This is a genomic window from Brevibacterium sp. UCMA 11754 (assembly GCF_021532275.1).
Lineage (GTDB): Bacteria > Actinomycetota > Actinomycetes > Actinomycetales > Brevibacteriaceae > Brevibacterium.
Genome location: NZ_JACBOT010000031.1, coordinates 359,154 through 375,069, shown reverse-complemented (window position 1 = coordinate 375,069; position 15,916 = coordinate 359,154). Strand labels below are relative to the sequence as shown.

Sequence of the window (15,916 nt, the reverse complement as noted above, 5' to 3'; positions counted from 1 at the left end):
CCCGAGAGCGGAGGCAACCGTTTGTGGCCAGTCATCCTGACTGATCAGCAGTCCGACATCGTGCTGCGCCCGTTGAATCGGCGCGACGAAAGTCAGTGGCGAGAGGTCCGTCGGCATAATCGGAATTGGCTGCGCCCCTGGGATGCGACGCTGCCGATTCCCGGCCAGCAGCTTCCGGGGTTTCGAAGCATGGTCCGCATGTACGACAAGCAGGCCAAACGGGGACAGTCGGTGCCGCTGGCGATCGAGGTCGGCGGTGAATTCCGCGGCCAGCTCACCGTGTCGAGCATCAGTTGGGGATCCATCCTCAGTAGCCAGATCGGCTACTGGATCGATTCGAGAGTCGCTGGCCGCGGCATCACTCCCATCGCCGTTGCCATGGCTGCCGACCACTGCCTCTTCGCGCTGGGGCTGCACAGGATTGAGATCAACATCCGACCCGAGAATACGGCCAGCCTGCGCGTGGTCGAGAAGCTCGGCTTCCGGGATGAGGGGCTGCGCGAGAAGTACATGCACATCGACGGCCGATGGTGTGACCACCGGACATTCGCCCTGGTCGCCGAGGAGGTTCCGCAGGGAATTCTCGCCGCCTACCGTCACAGCCTGAGAAAGCTGTGAACTTGACACCTGTTTGACCGACACACCACATCCCTTCACGTCGTTGCCGAACCGGGCACTCTAGGGTTGCAGTGTGGACACCAGCATCATCGTCGTTATCGCCATCATCGTGGTATTCGTCGTTGTCGTGCCCACAATGATCCGCAAATCAGCGACGGAGCTCTCCCGCGTCGAGATCGACACCGTCCCGGATCAGGCACAGGTCATCGACGCCGATCTCCAGATCCCTGGCCACGACCACACCGAACGCGCAAGAGTCTTCCAATCCTCGGCCACCATCGAACCAACCGTCCCGCGACCCGACGTCGCCGCGATGGCTGGCACACCGAAGCTCAGCCTCTCCGCACAGGCACCGGAGTTCGCCGTCGTCGACGGACACGCAGACTCGAGTTCGACCACAGACACAGAATCCACCACCGCCGAGGCAGACGAGCAGCATCAGCGAAGCTTCCTTCCTGTGGCCGTCGGCGAAACCCGCTCCACCTACCTCGACAGCCACCGCGGCCACGAGGCATCCGCCTCGGCGACGACCGACAACGTTCGGATGCTGCACCCGGCAGTGCACGCCGTGTTCAATCAGTCGCAGCAGGGATCGAACGGCCACAGTGCGAACGCACACAGAGCGAACGGCCAGGCTTCGTCGGCGAGCGATGGCTCCGGAAGCGCCAGCCACCTCGGCGAGCGTTCCGGGACGGTTCCGATCCGGCCGGGACGGACCCAGCCGCGATCGCCGCAGAGCCGATCCGATGAAGCTGTCACCATAGACACAGATGAAGCTGTCACCACAGACACAACAGAGACAAGCAGACGAGGTACACAGATTCCCAATCCGACTTTCGGAGCCGATGAGGACCATTCGATGACTGAGAAAGCAACGACACTGCGCGAGTCGATGAAATCGCTGGGCACCATGACGCGGGGATTCGCACTGCTCTTCCTCGCCTCCACCCTGGGAATTCTGGTGACGGGCGTGCTTGCGATGTTCTCGGTCGTCCATGTCGCACTCACCGGAGTGTTCCTCGGACTCGCGATCGTCTCCCTGGCCATCGTGCGCACACTCAACCTGCGCAAACGGGAGATCAAGGCTCGTCTCCGGGAACTCGAAAGCCGGAACCCGAAGGCCAAGCGCACCGCGCCGAAGAAGAGCACCACGCAGTCGACGAGCGCGGCTGCGAAACCAGCTGCCACCTCGGCACCTGCTGCCCCGAACTCAGCCGCATCGAAGGCCCCGAACTCGACCGCATCGAAGGCCCCGAACTCAGCCGCATCGAAGGCCCCGGTCACCAAGCCAAGTGAGGCCCGGTCGGCAGGATCGACGAAGGCTGCTCAGGCGCGTGCCGTCATGCAGCGCAACGTGAGCGCAAAGCAGAGCAAAGAAGAGGCCGACACCGGCGAGATTCCGCTCGTGCGCATTCGCAACGAAGCCGCAGAAGGCCACACCACCCGTCAGGTGCTGCTCACCGGACCGATCCCTATCGTCGAAGAAGCAGCGCCCGAGGCCGCAGAAGCGCAGGGTGAAGAGCCAGCTTCCGCCGGTTCCGACTCCTTGTCGAAGCCGACGGCATCCGAGTCGGCATCCGTGATCAAGGCAGCCGACTCCGCACCGGCCGCGGCTTCGACCCGCGAAGCGGAATCGGCTGCAGAAGCTGAGTCCGCGCCGCGCAACGAGTCTGTTGCCGAGAGCGACTCCGCTAAGGAATCCGAGGTCGTCGCGACCGCGTCGAGTGTCGACACCGTCGAGGTCAGCGATCCGTTCATGCAGCGACTGCAGGCACGTGCTGCCTGGTCACCGACGCCGCTGCCGGTCCCCAGCTACGTCGATGCCCCACAGGTTGAGCACCCGGTCCCCGAGGCGAAGGCAGCGGATGCGTCGTCCTACTCCTCGTATGAGACCAAGGCCCGCAGCCGTGAGGACATCGCGGCTCAGTTCGCCGCCGAACTCGGCTACCGTCCCGAGCTCAGCGACTCGGCTCGTGACGACGGTCCGCTGGAGCACGGTCGCAAGGCGATCAGGACGAACAAGGCTCCCGAGATGGGCGCCGTCGACGACGTGCTCGCCCGACGCCGCGCCTGACCTCGCAGGCAACTGTGCCTGCGCTTCGCAGGTAACTGTGCTGCGCAGATCACCGTACTTCGCAGGTTCAGTCGGTGTCGAAGAGGAACCAGCAGATGGAGTTGCGTCGCTTCTGATCCGCAAGGACGAGTTGACGGATCTGCCTGGGCAGTTGGTCCCTCTGCCAGTCGCGTTCAGCCTGTCCCGCGCCTGGGTCCTCGGGATTCGCACTGCGTACGGCTTTGATGGCATAGGCGGCAGCACCAAGATCGTGTTCAGCGACGTGCCCGACGCAGGCGGCCTGCCCTGCCGAATAGGCTGCGAACCGAGCTGCGCTGCGCAAGGGACGAGCAGCTCCCATGGCGTGTCCTCCTGAGGCGCGCGCCCGCATCATCTTCACGGTGCCGTCAGCCCAAGCGCGGGCCGCAGTCACAGCATCACGGACTCGTGTGTCCTCCGGAGCTTCGCGCTCGAAGAGGTGCAGGACATGCTCGGCGCAGTCGGCTGCCCACAGCGCCAGAAGTCGATGATCAGCATCGGTCATTGTGCCGCCGCGTCGAATCGTCACCATCGTCGGGTCGCGGACCTCGGGCAGAATCATGGCTGCTCCGTCATCCAGGAGTCTGCCCTGGCCGAGCCGGTCCCCGTCACCGGGGCCGCCTCAAGCTGAGCGTCCACCGAAGTCCGTCGCTATCGATGCCGCCACCTGCTGCAGGCGGGGTACGAGGTCGTCTTCGACGGAGAGCCCGCGCAGATGAGACGTATGCAGGGAGACGTTGAGCGCGGCGAGAGTGTTGTCACCTCGGCGAATCGGAACGGCCAGCCCGCGGAGACCGTCATCGAGCTCCTGGGACACCAGGCACCAGCCCTGTCTCCGGATCCGGCTGAGTTCGTCACCGAGCTCGGCGGCCGATGACACGGTGTGGTCGGTGAACGGTGAGATCTCAACGCGTTCGAGGAACTGCTCCTGGAACGACTCGGGCAGTTCGGCGATGAGCATCCGGCCCATGGATGTGGCCCAGGCGGGAAGCCTGTTCCCCAAATTGACGGTGACTGCATGGAGTCGCGGGGCCGCAGCCCGAGCGATGTAGACGATGTCATCGGCATCGAGGATGCTCAATGTCGCGGACTCGTCGAGGTCGAGGGCCAGCTCATTGAGATGCGGTTGAGCGATCTTCGGCAGATCCAAGCCGGCGAGGAAGCCGGCTCCGATGTCGAGGACTCGAGGGGTGAGCGCGAAGTGCGAGCCCTCCGTCGACAGATAGCCGAGGTCGACGAGCGTGAGGAGGAAGCGCCGGGCTGCGGCCCGCGTCAGATTGGTGGCGGCGGCCACCTCGGTGACGGTGCGATAGGGGGTATCGGAGTTGAAGGCAAGGAGTACGGCCAAGGTCTTCTCGGCGGACTTGACGTAGTGGGGGCGCTGCGACGGCTCTTCGGTGGGACTCAACTCTGACTTCACCTCTCCAGGGTATCGGTCGCAGCGACGTACATCCTCCGCGGATGACGGAAGCAACGACTCAGATCACGGGCACACGATCTCATTAGTGTGCGCAAAGTGCACATATGTACGTACAGCGTACATCGTGATAATGTGATTTGCGTCAACCCGAACCGACAGCACTGCCATCGACCTACGGCTCCACCATTCGAAGGAGAATGCCATGTCCACAGCACAGAATCAGACTGCTGCGAACACCGAGGAACTCAAGCGCGCCAGACGCGCAGCCGCCGGCTCCTTCATCGGCGCAGTGGTCGAGTGGTACGACTTCCTCCTCTACGGCATCGTTGCAGCACTGGTCTTCGGCGAACTCTTCTTCCCCGGCTACAGTGCCCATGCGGGAACCTTGGCAGCATTCGCGACCTTCGGCGTCGGCTTCATCTTCCGTCCTCTCGGCGGCATCATCTTCGGCCACTTCGGTGACAAGCTCGGCCGCAAATCCATGCTCATCTGGACGATGACGATCATGGGCATCGCCACGGCCCTCATCGGATTCCTCCCCACCTACGACTCCGTCGGCTGGTTGGCACCGGCACTGCTCGTTCTGCTGCGCTGCGTCCAGGGTGTCGCGGTCGGCGGAGAGTGGGGCGGCGCGGCACTCATGGCCGTCGAAAGCGCTCCCTCGAAGCTGCGTGCCTTCTTCTCCAGCGGCGTCCAGATCGGATACTCCTTCGGGCTCCTGATGGCCACCGGCCTTGTCGCACTCCTGAGTGCCAACTTCTCTCAGGAAGCCTTCCTCGCCTGGGGCTGGCGCATTCCCTTCTTCTTCAGTGCCGCCCTCGTCCTCATCGGCCTCTGGATCCGCTCCGGCGTCCAGGAGTCCGAGGAATACCTCGAGCGAGTGAAGAACGCCAAGGAGGACAAGGTCGCGAAGCTGCCGATCTTCGAGGCCTTCAAACGCTACCCGGCCCAGATCTTCCAGATCGTCGGCCTGCGTTTCATCGAGCTGCTGACCATGTACATCGTGACCACATTCGCCCTGTCGTACTCGACGGATGAGCTCGGACTCGACAGGTCCGTGATGCTCAACATCACCCTGCTGGTCGGCGGACTCGGCATCATCACGATCCCCGCATTCGCCTACCTCTCCGACAAGTACGGCCGACTGCGTGTCTACCTCACCGGCGGCTTCGTCGGCCTCGTCTGCGCGATCCCGTTCTTCTTCGCCCTCGAGAGCGGCAACATCGTCGCGATCGTCATCTTCGCCGTGCTGCTGATCAACGTTGCCCACGACGCCGTCGTCAGCGTCCAGCAGCCCCTGTTCGCCGAAATGTTCAGTCCGGAATTCCGCTACAGCGGAGCCGGCGTCGGCTACCAACTGGCCAGCGCCATCGCCGGTGGCTTCACCCCGTTCATCGCGACCTTCCTCATCGGCGTCGGGAACGGCTCGTGGTATCTCGTCGCCGCGTACCTGGCAGGCGGATGCCTCATCTCGATCGCCATCGCGATGTACCTCGTCCACCAGTGGCGCGTCGAACGCAACGTCGAGCGCGCCTCGAAGACTGATGCGAAGGCGCTCCAGCTCTGATGCGCACAGCGGAGATCACAGCACCTGGCCGCGTCGAGATCCTCGACGGCCCACTGCCGCAGGGGCCGTTGGGCGGCAGTGATCTCCGAGTCCGGATGCTCGCCGTCGGAATCTGCGGAACCGACCAGAGACTGGCCACCGGCCTGCGCACACCGCCCGAGCTTCCGTGGCGGCTGGGCCACGAAGGCATCGGTGAAGTCGCCGAGGTGGGTTCCGGTACCCACGGATTCGCCGTCGGGGATCGGGTTGCCCTCGAGCCGAACATCACCTGCGGCCGGTGCGAATACTGTAGACTCGGTATGACCTCCGCCTGCACCTCGCGGCTGAGCGCAGGAGTCCTCACCCAGCCGGGCTTCCTCGCCGAGGTGATCGACCATCCCATCGATTTCTGTCATCGACTGCCCCCGGAGATGGCGCTCGAACGAGCGGTGTGCGCCGAGCCGCTCGCCGTTGCTGCCTCGGCGATCCGGCGAACGGGACTTGACGGGACGGAGACCGTACTCGTGCTCGGTGCCGGTGCCCAGGGGCTGCTCTCGATCTTCACCCTCGTCGCGCAGGGGTATCGCCCATGGGTCAGTGAGCCCAACGACAAACGTCGCGCGCTGGCAGTCGAACTCGGAGCCCGGGTCTTCACGCCGGGACAGTGCCCAGCACCGGACGTCGTCATCGATGCCGCCGGAGTGCCTGAGGCCCTCGGTGCAGTCGTAGACCACCTGGCGCCGTTCGCGGCGATCACACTGGTCGGGGAAGACCACCACCACCTCGGCGCCTCCAGCTTCAATATCGCGCAGAAGCAGCTGCGCATCAAAGGCTCATTCATCTACGAACATCCTCGGGACATGGCAGAGGCCGTGGACCTGCTCGTCGAGATGCCCACAGAGAAGATCATGGGTCCGGCGCTGGCACTCGACGATGTGCCTGCGGTGTTCGCCGGGAAGATGCCGCAGGAGGGTGAGAACCCCCAGCCGGGTGTCACCCCGAGGCCCGAGGTCAAGCAGTGGGTGGACATGCGTCTGCGCACAGACAATGCGCATGCCATGCACTGATGCCTGACATGCGCATTGGAAGTACGCGAATGATGCGCGCTCAGGCCCGGGGCAGAGCCACGTACTTGACCTCGAGGAACTCTTCGATGCCTACGTTTCCGCCCTCGCGGCCGAGCCCGGACTTCTTCACCCCGCCGAAGGGCGCTGCAGGGTTGGAGACCAAGCCGGTGTTGAGACCGACCATGCCGACCTGCATCTTGTCGGCCAGGTTCAGCGCACGCTCGACGTTCTCACTGAACAGGTAGCCGGCCAGACCGAACTCGGTCTCGTTGGCCAGAGCGATGCCCTCCTCATCGGTGTCGAAGGTGACGATGGGTGCGACGGGTCCGAAGATCTCGGTGGTGCGGATCTCGGAGTCCAGCGGCACATCGGTCATGACGGTCGGGCTGTAGAAGAAGCCCTTGCCTTCGATCTTCGACCCGCCGGTGAGGACCTTCGCGCCCTTGGACACAGCATCATCGACGAGGCCGGCGACCTTGTCCAGGGAATCCTGATCGACCAGCGGGCCCACCTCGGTGCCTTCGTCGAGGCCGTTGCCGACCTTCATCGAGCCGATGCGCTCGGTCAGCTTCGTCGAGAACTCCTCAGCGACGGAGGAGTGGACGAACAGACGGTTCGCCGAGGTGCAGGCCTCGCCGCCGTTGCGCATCTTCGCCTGGACCGCACCGGTGACGGCCTTGTCGATGTCGGCGTCCTCGCAGACGACGAACGGAGCGTTGCCGCCGAGCTCCATCGAAGTCTTCATGACATTGTCGGCGGCCTGCTTGAGCAGGCCCACGCCCACCTCGGTGGAGCCGGTGAAGGTTACCTTGCGGGCGATTCCGGATTCCATCCACGGGGTGACCACGCGACGAGCGGATTCGGAGGTGACGACGTTGAGGACACCGGCGGGCAGGCCGGCCTCGATGAGCACGTCGACGAGCATGAGGGAGGTCAGCGGGGTCAGCTTCGCAGGCTTGAACACCATGGTGCAGCCGGCGGCGATGGCTGGGCCGATCTTGCGGGTGCCCATGGCCAGCGGGAAGTTCCACGGCGTGATGAGGATGCAGGGCCCGACGGGCTCGCGGGAGACCATGACGCGGGTCTTGCCATCGGTGGACTGGGTGTATTGGCCGCCGACACGCACGGCTTCCTCAGAGAACCAGCGGAAGAATTCTGCTCCATAGGTGACCTCCCCCTTGGACTCGGCGAAGGGCTTGCCCATCTCGGCGGTCATGACTGCCGCGATGTCGTCGGCACGTTCGATGAGGAGTTCGAAGGCACGGCGTAGGATCTCGGCGCGTTCGCGCGGCGGGGTGGCGGCCCATGATTCCTGGGTGTCACCGGCGACCTTGATGGCCTCTTCGGCATCGGCTGCCGAGCCGTCTGCGACCGTGGTGATGAAGTCACCGGTCGCGGGGTTCGCAACGTCGATGGTCTTTCCGCCCTCGGCATCGCGCCACTGGCCATTGATGAACAGTCCGGTGTTGAGCTTGTCGATGATCGGCGTGATGTCCACGACAGATCCTCCTTTGGTTGTCGATGAGGCATGGCCGCCGCTCGCCGGAAGCCACAGTAGGGAGCAGTCGTGATCAGTGTAGTGGTGATATTCGATGTGGGCTATACGGAATTCGTTGTCAGGGACTCTCAGGACTGCGGGCTTCGAGGCATGGCCGACAGCGAAGCATGGACGAGAGCACTGGTCGCCACCAAGAGTCTGTTGTGCATCGTGATCCCGCGAACCACCTCGACGCAGATCCGATCTCTGCTCAGACTGTCGGTGATCGGTGTGGTGTTCCTGGCCGCGATCTCGGCCAATGCCTGAATGTGGCGGAGGATCGTGTCGCGCCCGACGGGATAACCTGAGTCGCTCAATTCCTCGAGCACGCCTGCCATCGATGCCACGGCGGTTGGTGAGATGTCCGGCCAACCCAGTTCTTGCAGAATGTCACGGATATCGTTCTCGATAGTTTTCGGTGCCGGTTCAGGTTCAGGCTCGGAAGGTGAGGATGAGCCGGCTGCGGACTTCAGGACGTTGCTCGCCTCCAGCGCAAGTCTTTGGCAGATGCCCATCAGTTCGATGTTCTCCAGTGACTCGTCATCGATGGCCCGAGTCAGTGCGGCGATGGACTCGATGGGGGAGCTGAGCTCCCGGCGCAGGCAGGTGATGAGCCCGAGACGGTCGACGTGGGCCTGGGAGTAGTCGGACGTGGTCGCGTTGCGCTTGAGGCCGGGACGAAGGATGCCGACGTGGATGTAGTACTTGATGCTGGCGGTCGAGACTCCGGATTCTCGAGCCAAGGCGCTGAGCTTCATGCGGGTCCCCAATCAGCTGAGATAGCAGCGTGGCGGCACCTGGCTTGGATAGCAATTCGGGTTCTGCTATCTACGTTGCCGGCCTTGGTTAGTGAAACTATCTTAGGTCTATGACAACGATGTTCATAGCAATCCACGCTCTTGCCGCCTCTGGCGTTGTGCTCTTGGCCCCGGTCCAGATCATCCGGCGGACCAAGGACCGTCGGCACAGATGGATCGGGCGATCATGGGTCATCCTCATGTACCTCGTGTGCGTGAGCGGAATGTTCATCTACACCCTCAGCGGAAGCTTCACGATCTTCCACGCACTCGCGATCTTCACCTTCGGCACCACAACCGTCGGAGTCATTGCGATCCGGAGAGGAAACATCCGCAGGCACATCGGGATGATGATCGGATCATGGCTCGGCGCGCTGACGGCGGGCACCTTCGCCGCGATCATTCCGGGCAGGGAGATACCTCAGCTGGCGGTGGTCGATCCAGGTCTGCTGTGGGGTGCCGTCGCAGCAATCGTCATCGCCGCCACGGTCTGGGTCGTCTACGTCCTCAGATTCGTGCCGACTCAGGCACGCAGCTCGTCGAATTCGGGATTCTTGCGGAAGAACTCCATGACATAGGAACAGGTCGTACGGAATTTCAGGTCCGCCTCGGCGCTGGTCTCAAGGGCGAAGCGCACCAGGTGTGCGGCGATGCCGCGGCCACCATAAGCGGGGGACACCTCGGTGTGGGTGAACGTGCGCACTGCGGATTCGGACGTGTCATCAGGGCTGGCCGCGCGGTCGATGTAGTCGACGTGTCCGATGACCTTGCCGTCGTGGCTCACCGTGAAGCGAGACGCCGCGATGTCCTGGGCAAAGGTGTACGTCTCGTCCGAGATCTCGAGGTCCATGAACGCTCCTTAAGGTGAAGGTGTCGGTCATCCCCATGCCAGCACGTGGATGAGTCAGTCCTGATACATGAAACCATAGTTGTATTCCCCATCGAGCGACTAACCTGTTGAGCAACCCGTTCTTTCGGCCGTACATGGCGACGGTCAGACATCCTCAAGGAGCCGACCTATGTCCTCTTACGCACCCGCCACGATGGTCGATGCTCACAAGCTGATCCTGCACGAGACAGGCTTCGAGGTCAGCGAACTCAGCCTCGACGACATCGACGACTACGTTGAACTCGTCGCCTCCGCCTACCGTGGTGAGCCCTCGAAGCAGGGGTGGACGACCGAGGCGGATCTGCTCAGCGGTCAGCGACTCGATGCCGATATGGCCCGCGAGATGCTCGCCGAGCCCGATGCGTCGATGATCCTCGTCCGGTCCGCCGAGGGGCAGGCTGTCGGCAGCGTCTACCTGCGCGAACCCGTCGACGGAATCGCCTACCTCGGCGTGCTCGCGGTCTCCCCACTGGGGCAGGGGCAAGGCGTGGGATCGGCTCTGATGAACCTCGCCGAGGCTTGGGTGGTCGAACGCTGGAGCGCTCACTCGCTGCGAATGAGCGTCATCAACAAGCGCGCCGAGCTCATCGCCTACTATGAGCGCCGCGGCTACGAACGAACCGGAGAGGTCGAACCCTTTCCCTACGGAGACGACCGGTTCGGAGTGCCGCTCGTCGACGACCTCGAATTCGTCGTTCTGGTCAAGCCGCTGAGCTGAAAGACATCAACGCAGCGACAGATGCAGATGGTGCCCAGCGAATTTCGCTGGGCACCATCTGCATCTCGGGAACTGTGCGGAGAACAGTCACTATGGTCCGGGCGCCTCAACGGCCCGGGCCACAGTCTCAGAAGAACATTGCCGGGACGACGAGACCGCCGACGAGGACGATGGGGCCGATGATGACCATCGACATGCCGAACTTCACGAGGATGCGCGTGAGTCGCGCCTTGTGATCCTGTGGAGCCGTGGCCACGACCGTGGCACCCAGCGTCGAGAACGGTGAGACGTCGACGACGGCCGAGCACACGCCCAGAGCTGCGATGAGCGCCCAGCCGGGGACTCCGCCGGCGGCGATGAGGGGCAGCGCCAGCGGCACGAGTGCGGCGAGGATGCCGGTCGTCGATGCGAAGGCTGAGACCAGACCGCCCACGATGCACAGGACGAAGGCTGCGATGAGCGGCGAACCGATCGCCTCGGCGCCCTCACCGAGCAGGTCCACAGCACCCATGTTCTGGAGGACGCCGACGAAGGTGATGATGCCGCCGACGAGCAGAACGGTCGACCAGTCGATCTTGGGCAGTGCGGCCTTGCCGGTCTTGGGATCGGCGAGCGAGAGGATCGCACCGAAGAAGAAGCACAGCAGGCCGATGTCGGGTTCCTTGCCGAAGGCGGCCAGGACGACGACCGAACCGATGAGTCCGACCATGAGGACCACGGTGAGGATCTGCACGAAGGAGAAGGGACCCGATTCGGAACTCGCCGAGGTGCTGGATGAGTCGAAGAGGGCTTCGTCGTCCTCGTCCTCACCGAAGGCCACCTTCGTCGCCGAGGCGGATCCGCGGGAGACCGTCGAACCGGAGTGAGCGGAGCCGGCTGCGGCCATGACGGACTTACGCCCGAAGAGCGTACGACCGAACATGAAGTAGGCGACGGCGAGCATCACGAGGTAGACGACGACGGCGATGCCGAAGAGCAGGAACGGCGACAGATCGATTCCCGCATCATGGGCGGTGCTGTAGGTGACGATGCCATAGAGGCTGGTCGGAGCGAATCCGCCGGCGCCGATGGCGAAGCAGATCGCCAAGCCCATCAGCGCATAGTCGACCCCGTACTTGCGGGCCACCTGCATACCCACCGGCATCATCACGAGACCGGCCAGGGGAGCACCCATGGATGCGATGCCGGCTGTGATGACGAAGAAGACGATCGGGAGAAGGACGGCAGAGGACCCGACCTTCTCCAGCGCCCAGTCGATGATCTTGTCGACGGTCCCGTTCTCCTGCGCAATGGCGAAGAAGTAGGTGACCCCGGCCAGCAGGATCATGATGGAGAGCGGGAACTCGGCGATGATCTTTTCGACGGTCATGTCTGCCAGGAACAGGCCGGTTCCGGCGGCGCCGACGAGCATGAGTACGCCGATCTGCACACCGCGGATCGCGCCGACTGCGAACAGAGCGATGAAGATCGCCAACGCAATGATTTGAAGGAGCATGATTTCCCCATTTAGGCTGAAATTTCGCTGAATGAAACTGAATGACTCGCTGAGCGACACTACCAGCTCAGTCGCGACAGTCGCGGTTACCACCAGGGGGAAGGCCGCAATTTCCCAAATATCGGAACGTGTTAGTGCTGTGCTGAGATCAGCCCATGACGTTTCCGCTTGTTCCAGCCGGAGACCTCAGGCGAGAGAAGGTTCCCAGGTTCAGTTCCCCTCCTGTGCGCTGAAGGGCAATCCGGACGGGGTCACGGTCATGGTCATGACCGCGCTCGACGGCGTCGATGAGTTCTGCCATGGCTTCGCCCACCATCGGAGCGTTCTTGAACTGGTTGCCGCTGGTCCCGATCGCCTGATAGTAGCCGTCCGCCTCGGAACGGTCGTAGATGGGAGTCCAATCGGTGGAGGCATCGTAGACTCCGACGACTCCGCGGGCCCGGTTCGGGATCGTGATGTCGTTGAAGCGTTTGGCAGCTCGCAGAGCCTGCGTCTCGAACTGCTCGGGACGAACACTCATCGATACGGTGTCGGGGTCCTCGACCCACTCCAGCTCATCGCACTCGGGTTCCGAGCCTCCGATGAGCAGCTGACCGCCCACCTCGGCGCGCATATAGGTGCCGATGCCGGCATCGAGGAGCGCAGGAATAGGAGTGCCGTCGCTGCGGATGACGGTCGATGCCGCCGGCAGAGTATGGACTTCTTGGCGCAGAGGAGTCAGGGAGACTCCGTGGTCGGATCCGACACCGGCGAGCTCGTTGAACCGCGATGACCAGGGTCCGGCCGCATTGACCACGACGTCGGCGTCGAGAACCCGACCGTCGGAGAGGTTGAGCGTCCAAGCCGCACTTGGCTGACCGGTGACGCCTTCTTTGGGGCGGACGTCGGAGGCACTGTGGTGCACGCCGATGACTTCGGCGTTGTAGAGGAACTGGGCACCGTGTCGCTTCGCGGCGCGAGCGAAGTTCTCCGTGGCCAGTACGGGATCGGAGATGTACCCGCCGTCCGGTGTGTACAGCGCCGTCGCCGCCTCTTCGCTGTCGTCGAGGAACGCCGGATCATCGGGGCGCACGGGCGGATAGTGGTTCGAGGTATCGACGCCGGGCAGCTCCCGGGCGAGGTCGGCCGCGTCCCAGTCGGCGTAGGGGATCGAAAGATCCACGAAGTCTGTGCGGATGGTGCTCGGGAGCAGCCCGGGTATGTCGATGACGGCCATGCCGGTGCGGATGAAGTCCGCGACTGGCTCTGATTCCGGTGCCTGAACATGCTCGCGCAGGTTCTCCCAGAGGTGCTTCGACTCCCAGGCCACGGCAATGGAGTCCCGCAGAGAATAGGTGAAGCGAACGATCGCACTGGTGGCCCCGGTCGAGCCCTGCGCCGGGCCGGATTTCTTGTCGACGACGGTGACCGCATATCCGCGTTTGGCCAAGGAGAACGCGATCGACGCCCCCATCACGCCGCTGCCGACGACTATCGCGTTTTCACTCATTGCAGCACCCTTTGCCTGAATCATGGTTCGACTTCGCAATCATCGTAACCAGAGCGGTTCGTCCGCGCAGGGAGCTTCCAGCATGTGTGCACTGAGGCCGGCGTTCAAGACGGCGCTCAGGTCAGCAGCAGGGCCCCGCCGAGGCCGATCACGGCAACGATGAGAGTCGTCGTCGCTGCCAGGCCGATCGGACCGGCGCCGAGGTTGCGCAGGGACCGCCATTGGACCCCGCGGCCGAGGGCGAACATCGCCATGGCCAGACACACGGTCTGGATCCAGCCCAGACCGGAGACCGCGAAGTCCGGCAACAGGCCGAAGGTGCGCAGGCCCGCCATGAGGAGGAATCCGAGGACGAACAGCGGGACAATGGGCGGACGCTTCGTCGCAGGTGCAGCGGCCGACTGCACCCGAGTCGACGACGATCCGGCGGTCGAGGACGATGTCGACGAAGACTGAGGGACCACCTCGGCGGGGGAATGCGACGAGGCCTCGTCCCGTGACATCGCGGTGGAGGAAGCCATCGCTGCCCGCTCCCGGCTCTCCTTGCGGCGCATCACCATGCTGAGCACGGCGACGGTCGGGGCGAGCATGATGACACGGGAGAGCTTGACGAGGACGGCAACCTGCAGGGCCGCGGGACCGATGATGCCGCCGATCGCGACGACCTGCGCGACCTCGTGCGTGGACGCCCCGCCCCACATGCCGGCGGTGTCCTGGGCCAGCCCGAAGGCGGCGCTCAGCGAGGGGATCACGGCGATCATCAGCGTGCCGAAGAGGACCACGAGACCGATCGCCGCGGCCACGTCCTCCTTCTTCGCCTTCAGCGTCGATTCGATCCCGGCGACCGCGGCGGCTCCGCAGATGCCGAACCCGCAGCCGATGAGCAGCGCGAGATTCGAATCGACGCGGAACGGACGCGCCAGCAGCAGACCGGAGACGATGCCGACTGCGACGACGACCGCGGCGAGGACGAGGACCAGCCAGCCGAGGTCGAGGATATCGCCGAGCACGACCTGCGCGCCAAGGGCCACAATGCCCAGACGCAGGAGGGGTTTGGCCGCGAAGTCGAGACCGGGACGGAAGATCTGCGGCAATTCGGGGAACACGTTTCCGACGATGATTCCCAGAACGATGGCGATGAGCAGCGGGGAGAGGACGGGAGCCACCATCGAGACGGGCCACGCGATGGCTGTTGCTGCTGCGGCGACTCCCAAGCCTGGGAGGAGGCGGACGATGCGATTCATGAGTTCAGTCTGTCAAGCGGTCTGGGCTTTCGGTAGACGGCATTGTTCGACCGACCCATATGGCGCTGATATGGCAGAATTGGGGCATGCGAGACCTCAGCAGAATGCAGGACTGGCCCGAGCTTCCGGCTCTGGGGCTGTTGGTGACGCTGAGCGCGAGCGCCCAGTCCATCGGTCAGGCCGCCGAGGCGATGGGCCTTGCCCAGCCGAATGCCTCACGCAGTCTGCGCAATCTCGAACGGAACCTCAAGGTGCCGCTGCTGAGGCGCTCGCCGCAGGGCACCCAGCTCACCGCCGAAGGCCACGCCGTTGCCCAGTGGGCCTCGAAGGTCATCGACGCCTATGCCGATCTCAACGCTGGCACTCGAGCCATCCAGGACGCGCGGGCCGGCACTGTGCGCGTGTCCGCCTCGCTGACCGTGGCCGAATACCTGCTGCCCCGGTACTTGACGACGTTCACCTCGACGCACCCCGACATCGATGTGGGCCTGGCGGTCGAGAACTCCTCCGCAGTCATCGCCGCCGTGCGTGAGCAGCGCTGCGACCTCGGCCTCGTCGAGTCCGTATCCTTGCCCCAGGATTTCCCCGCCGAGGTGGTCGGCCATGACCGGCTCATGATTGCCGCCGCACCCGCCTTCGCCGATGCCTGGACTGCTCCGATCGCCGCCGAGGCGCTGGCCGAAGTTCCGCTGCTGGTCAGGGAGGTCGGTTCGGGAACGAGAGAAGTTCTCGACGCCGCGTTGGCGCAGTTCGGTGGGGCGCATGTGGCGGGGGAGTACGGGTCGAACTCGGCTCTGAAGATCGCAGCGGCCACCGGCATCGCACCGGTCGTACTCTCTGAGCTGGCCCTGCGCGATGACTTCCGGGCTCAACGCTTAGTGCCGCTGCCGGTGCAGGCCGAAGTCGCCCTCGAACGCGAGCTGCACGCGGTGTGGTCACCCAGGCGACGCCTCTCAGTCGGAGCCAGAGCACTGCTCGAGCACATGATTCGCGTGCACGACTGA

15 protein-coding genes are annotated in these 15,916 nt (G+C 64.1%); 7 read left to right on the top strand and 8 right to left on the bottom strand.

Annotation, left to right across the window (positions count from 1 at the left end; translation table 11 throughout):
* Positions 1 to 21 precede the first annotated feature (21 nt).
* Both HX613_RS18690 and HX613_RS18685 read left to right on the top strand, forming a co-directional pair.
* The gene (locus HX613_RS18690) at positions 22 to 618 is read left to right on the top strand and encodes a GNAT family N-acetyltransferase (protein WP_235346721.1); all 597 of its coding nucleotides are present in this window, start codon (positions 22 to 24) and stop codon (positions 616 to 618) included.
* Between the two features lie 73 nt (positions 619 to 691).
* Complete coding sequence (locus tag HX613_RS18685) at positions 692 to 2,692, top strand: hypothetical protein (protein ID WP_235346720.1); 2,001 nt, start codon at positions 692 to 694, stop codon at positions 2,690 to 2,692.
* A 67-nt stretch (positions 2,693 to 2,759) separates the two neighbouring features.
* Here HX613_RS18685 and HX613_RS18680 read toward each other — a convergent pair whose 3' ends face one another.
* Entirely contained in the window at positions 2,760 to 3,272 is a 513-nt protein-coding gene (locus HX613_RS18680; protein ID WP_235346718.1) for a putative immunity protein, read from the bottom strand.
* Positions 3,273 to 3,332: 60 nt separating this feature from the next.
* Positions 3,333 to 4,130, bottom strand: coding sequence for an IclR family transcriptional regulator domain-containing protein (locus HX613_RS18675; protein ID WP_235346717.1), 798 nt, complete (start codon positions 4,128 to 4,130; stop codon positions 3,333 to 3,335).
* A gap of 202 nt (positions 4,131 to 4,332) precedes the next feature.
* Here HX613_RS18675 and shiA point away from each other — a divergent pair, with 202 nt between their 5' ends.
* Positions 4,333 to 5,697 (top strand): shikimate transporter, encoded by a 1,365-nt coding sequence (gene shiA / locus HX613_RS18670; RefSeq protein WP_235346716.1) that lies wholly within the window; start codon positions 4,333 to 4,335, stop codon positions 5,695 to 5,697.
* The gene (locus tag HX613_RS18665; RefSeq protein WP_235346715.1) at positions 5,697 to 6,743 is read left to right on the top strand and encodes a zinc-dependent alcohol dehydrogenase; all 1,047 of its coding nucleotides are present in this window, start codon (positions 5,697 to 5,699) and stop codon (positions 6,741 to 6,743) included. The genes shiA and HX613_RS18665 overlap by 1 nt, the downstream gene beginning before the upstream one ends.
* 40 nt (positions 6,744 to 6,783) lie before the next feature.
* Here the strand turns inward: HX613_RS18665 and HX613_RS18660 are convergent, their stop codons facing one another.
* A complete protein-coding gene (locus HX613_RS18660) occupies positions 6,784 to 8,241 on the bottom strand; it encodes an NAD-dependent succinate-semialdehyde dehydrogenase (RefSeq protein WP_235346713.1) in 1,458 nt (485 codons plus the stop codon).
* A gap of 128 nt (positions 8,242 to 8,369) precedes the next feature.
* The gene (locus tag HX613_RS18655; RefSeq protein ID WP_235346712.1) at positions 8,370 to 9,038 is read right to left on the bottom strand and encodes a MerR family transcriptional regulator; all 669 of its coding nucleotides are present in this window, start codon (positions 9,036 to 9,038) and stop codon (positions 8,370 to 8,372) included.
* Between the two features lie 110 nt (positions 9,039 to 9,148).
* Between HX613_RS18655 and HX613_RS18650 the strand changes: the two genes are divergently transcribed.
* The gene (locus HX613_RS18650; protein ID WP_235346711.1) at positions 9,149 to 9,655 is read left to right on the top strand and encodes a DUF2306 domain-containing protein; all 507 of its coding nucleotides are present in this window, start codon (positions 9,149 to 9,151) and stop codon (positions 9,653 to 9,655) included.
* Here the strand turns inward: HX613_RS18650 and HX613_RS18645 are convergent.
* Positions 9,601 to 9,927 (bottom strand): GNAT family N-acetyltransferase, encoded by a 327-nt coding sequence (locus HX613_RS18645; protein ID WP_235346710.1) that lies wholly within the window; start codon positions 9,925 to 9,927, stop codon positions 9,601 to 9,603. The two genes, HX613_RS18650 and HX613_RS18645, sit on opposite strands and share 55 nt — an antisense overlap.
* A 169-nt stretch (positions 9,928 to 10,096) precedes the next feature.
* Between HX613_RS18645 and HX613_RS18640 the strand changes: the two genes are divergently transcribed.
* A complete protein-coding gene (locus HX613_RS18640) occupies positions 10,097 to 10,684 on the top strand; it encodes a GNAT family N-acetyltransferase (protein WP_235346709.1) in 588 nt (195 codons plus the stop codon).
* Between the two features lie 127 nt (positions 10,685 to 10,811).
* Here the strand turns inward: HX613_RS18640 and HX613_RS18635 are convergent, their stop codons facing one another.
* The 3 genes from HX613_RS18635 to HX613_RS18625 form a co-directional block, all read right to left on the bottom strand.
* Entirely contained in the window at positions 10,812 to 12,179 is a 1,368-nt protein-coding gene (locus HX613_RS18635; protein ID WP_235346707.1) for an SLC13 family permease, read from the bottom strand.
* Positions 12,180 to 12,327: 148 nt separating this feature from the next.
* Entirely contained in the window at positions 12,328 to 13,668 is a 1,341-nt protein-coding gene (locus HX613_RS18630; protein ID WP_235346705.1) for an NAD(P)/FAD-dependent oxidoreductase, read from the bottom strand.
* A 116-nt stretch (positions 13,669 to 13,784) separates the two neighbouring features.
* Complete coding sequence (locus HX613_RS18625) at positions 13,785 to 14,912, bottom strand: YeiH family protein (protein ID WP_235346703.1); 1,128 nt, start codon at positions 14,910 to 14,912, stop codon at positions 13,785 to 13,787.
* An 86-nt stretch (positions 14,913 to 14,998) separates the two neighbouring features.
* On the opposite strand from HX613_RS18625, the gene HX613_RS18620 reads away from it, so the two are divergent.
* Complete coding sequence (locus HX613_RS18620) at positions 14,999 to 15,916, top strand: LysR substrate-binding domain-containing protein (RefSeq protein ID WP_235346702.1); 918 nt, start codon at positions 14,999 to 15,001, stop codon at positions 15,914 to 15,916.

Bases quoted from the DNA above. Each gene is read 5' to 3' on its own strand.
- HX613_RS18680 (WP_235346718.1), bottom strand. From the start codon at position 3,272: ATGATTCTGCCCGAGGTCCGCGACCCGACGATGGTGACGATTCGACGC.
- shiA (WP_235346716.1), top strand. From the start codon at position 4,333: ATGTCCACAGCACAGAATCAGACTGCTGCGAACACCGAGGAACTCAAG.
- HX613_RS18665 (WP_235346715.1), top strand. From the start codon at position 5,697: ATGCGCACAGCGGAGATCACAGCACCTGGCCGCGTCGAGATCCTCGAC.
- HX613_RS18655 (WP_235346712.1), bottom strand. From the start codon at position 9,038: ATGAAGCTCAGCGCCTTGGCTCGAGAATCCGGAGTCTCGACCGCCAGC.
- HX613_RS18650 (WP_235346711.1), top strand. From the start codon at position 9,149: ATGACAACGATGTTCATAGCAATCCACGCTCTTGCCGCCTCTGGCGTT.
- HX613_RS18645 (WP_235346710.1), bottom strand. From the start codon at position 9,927: ATGGACCTCGAGATCTCGGACGAGACGTACACCTTTGCCCAGGACATC.
- HX613_RS18640 (WP_235346709.1), top strand. From the start codon at position 10,097: ATGTCCTCTTACGCACCCGCCACGATGGTCGATGCTCACAAGCTGATC.
- HX613_RS18635 (WP_235346707.1), bottom strand. From the start codon at position 12,179: ATGCTCCTTCAAATCATTGCGTTGGCGATCTTCATCGCTCTGTTCGCA.
- HX613_RS18630 (WP_235346705.1), bottom strand. From the start codon at position 13,668: ATGAGTGAAAACGCGATAGTCGTCGGCAGCGGCGTGATGGGGGCGTCG.
- HX613_RS18625 (WP_235346703.1), bottom strand. From the start codon at position 14,912: ATGAATCGCATCGTCCGCCTCCTCCCAGGCTTGGGAGTCGCCGCAGCA.
- HX613_RS18620 (WP_235346702.1), top strand. From the start codon at position 14,999: ATGCGAGACCTCAGCAGAATGCAGGACTGGCCCGAGCTTCCGGCTCTG.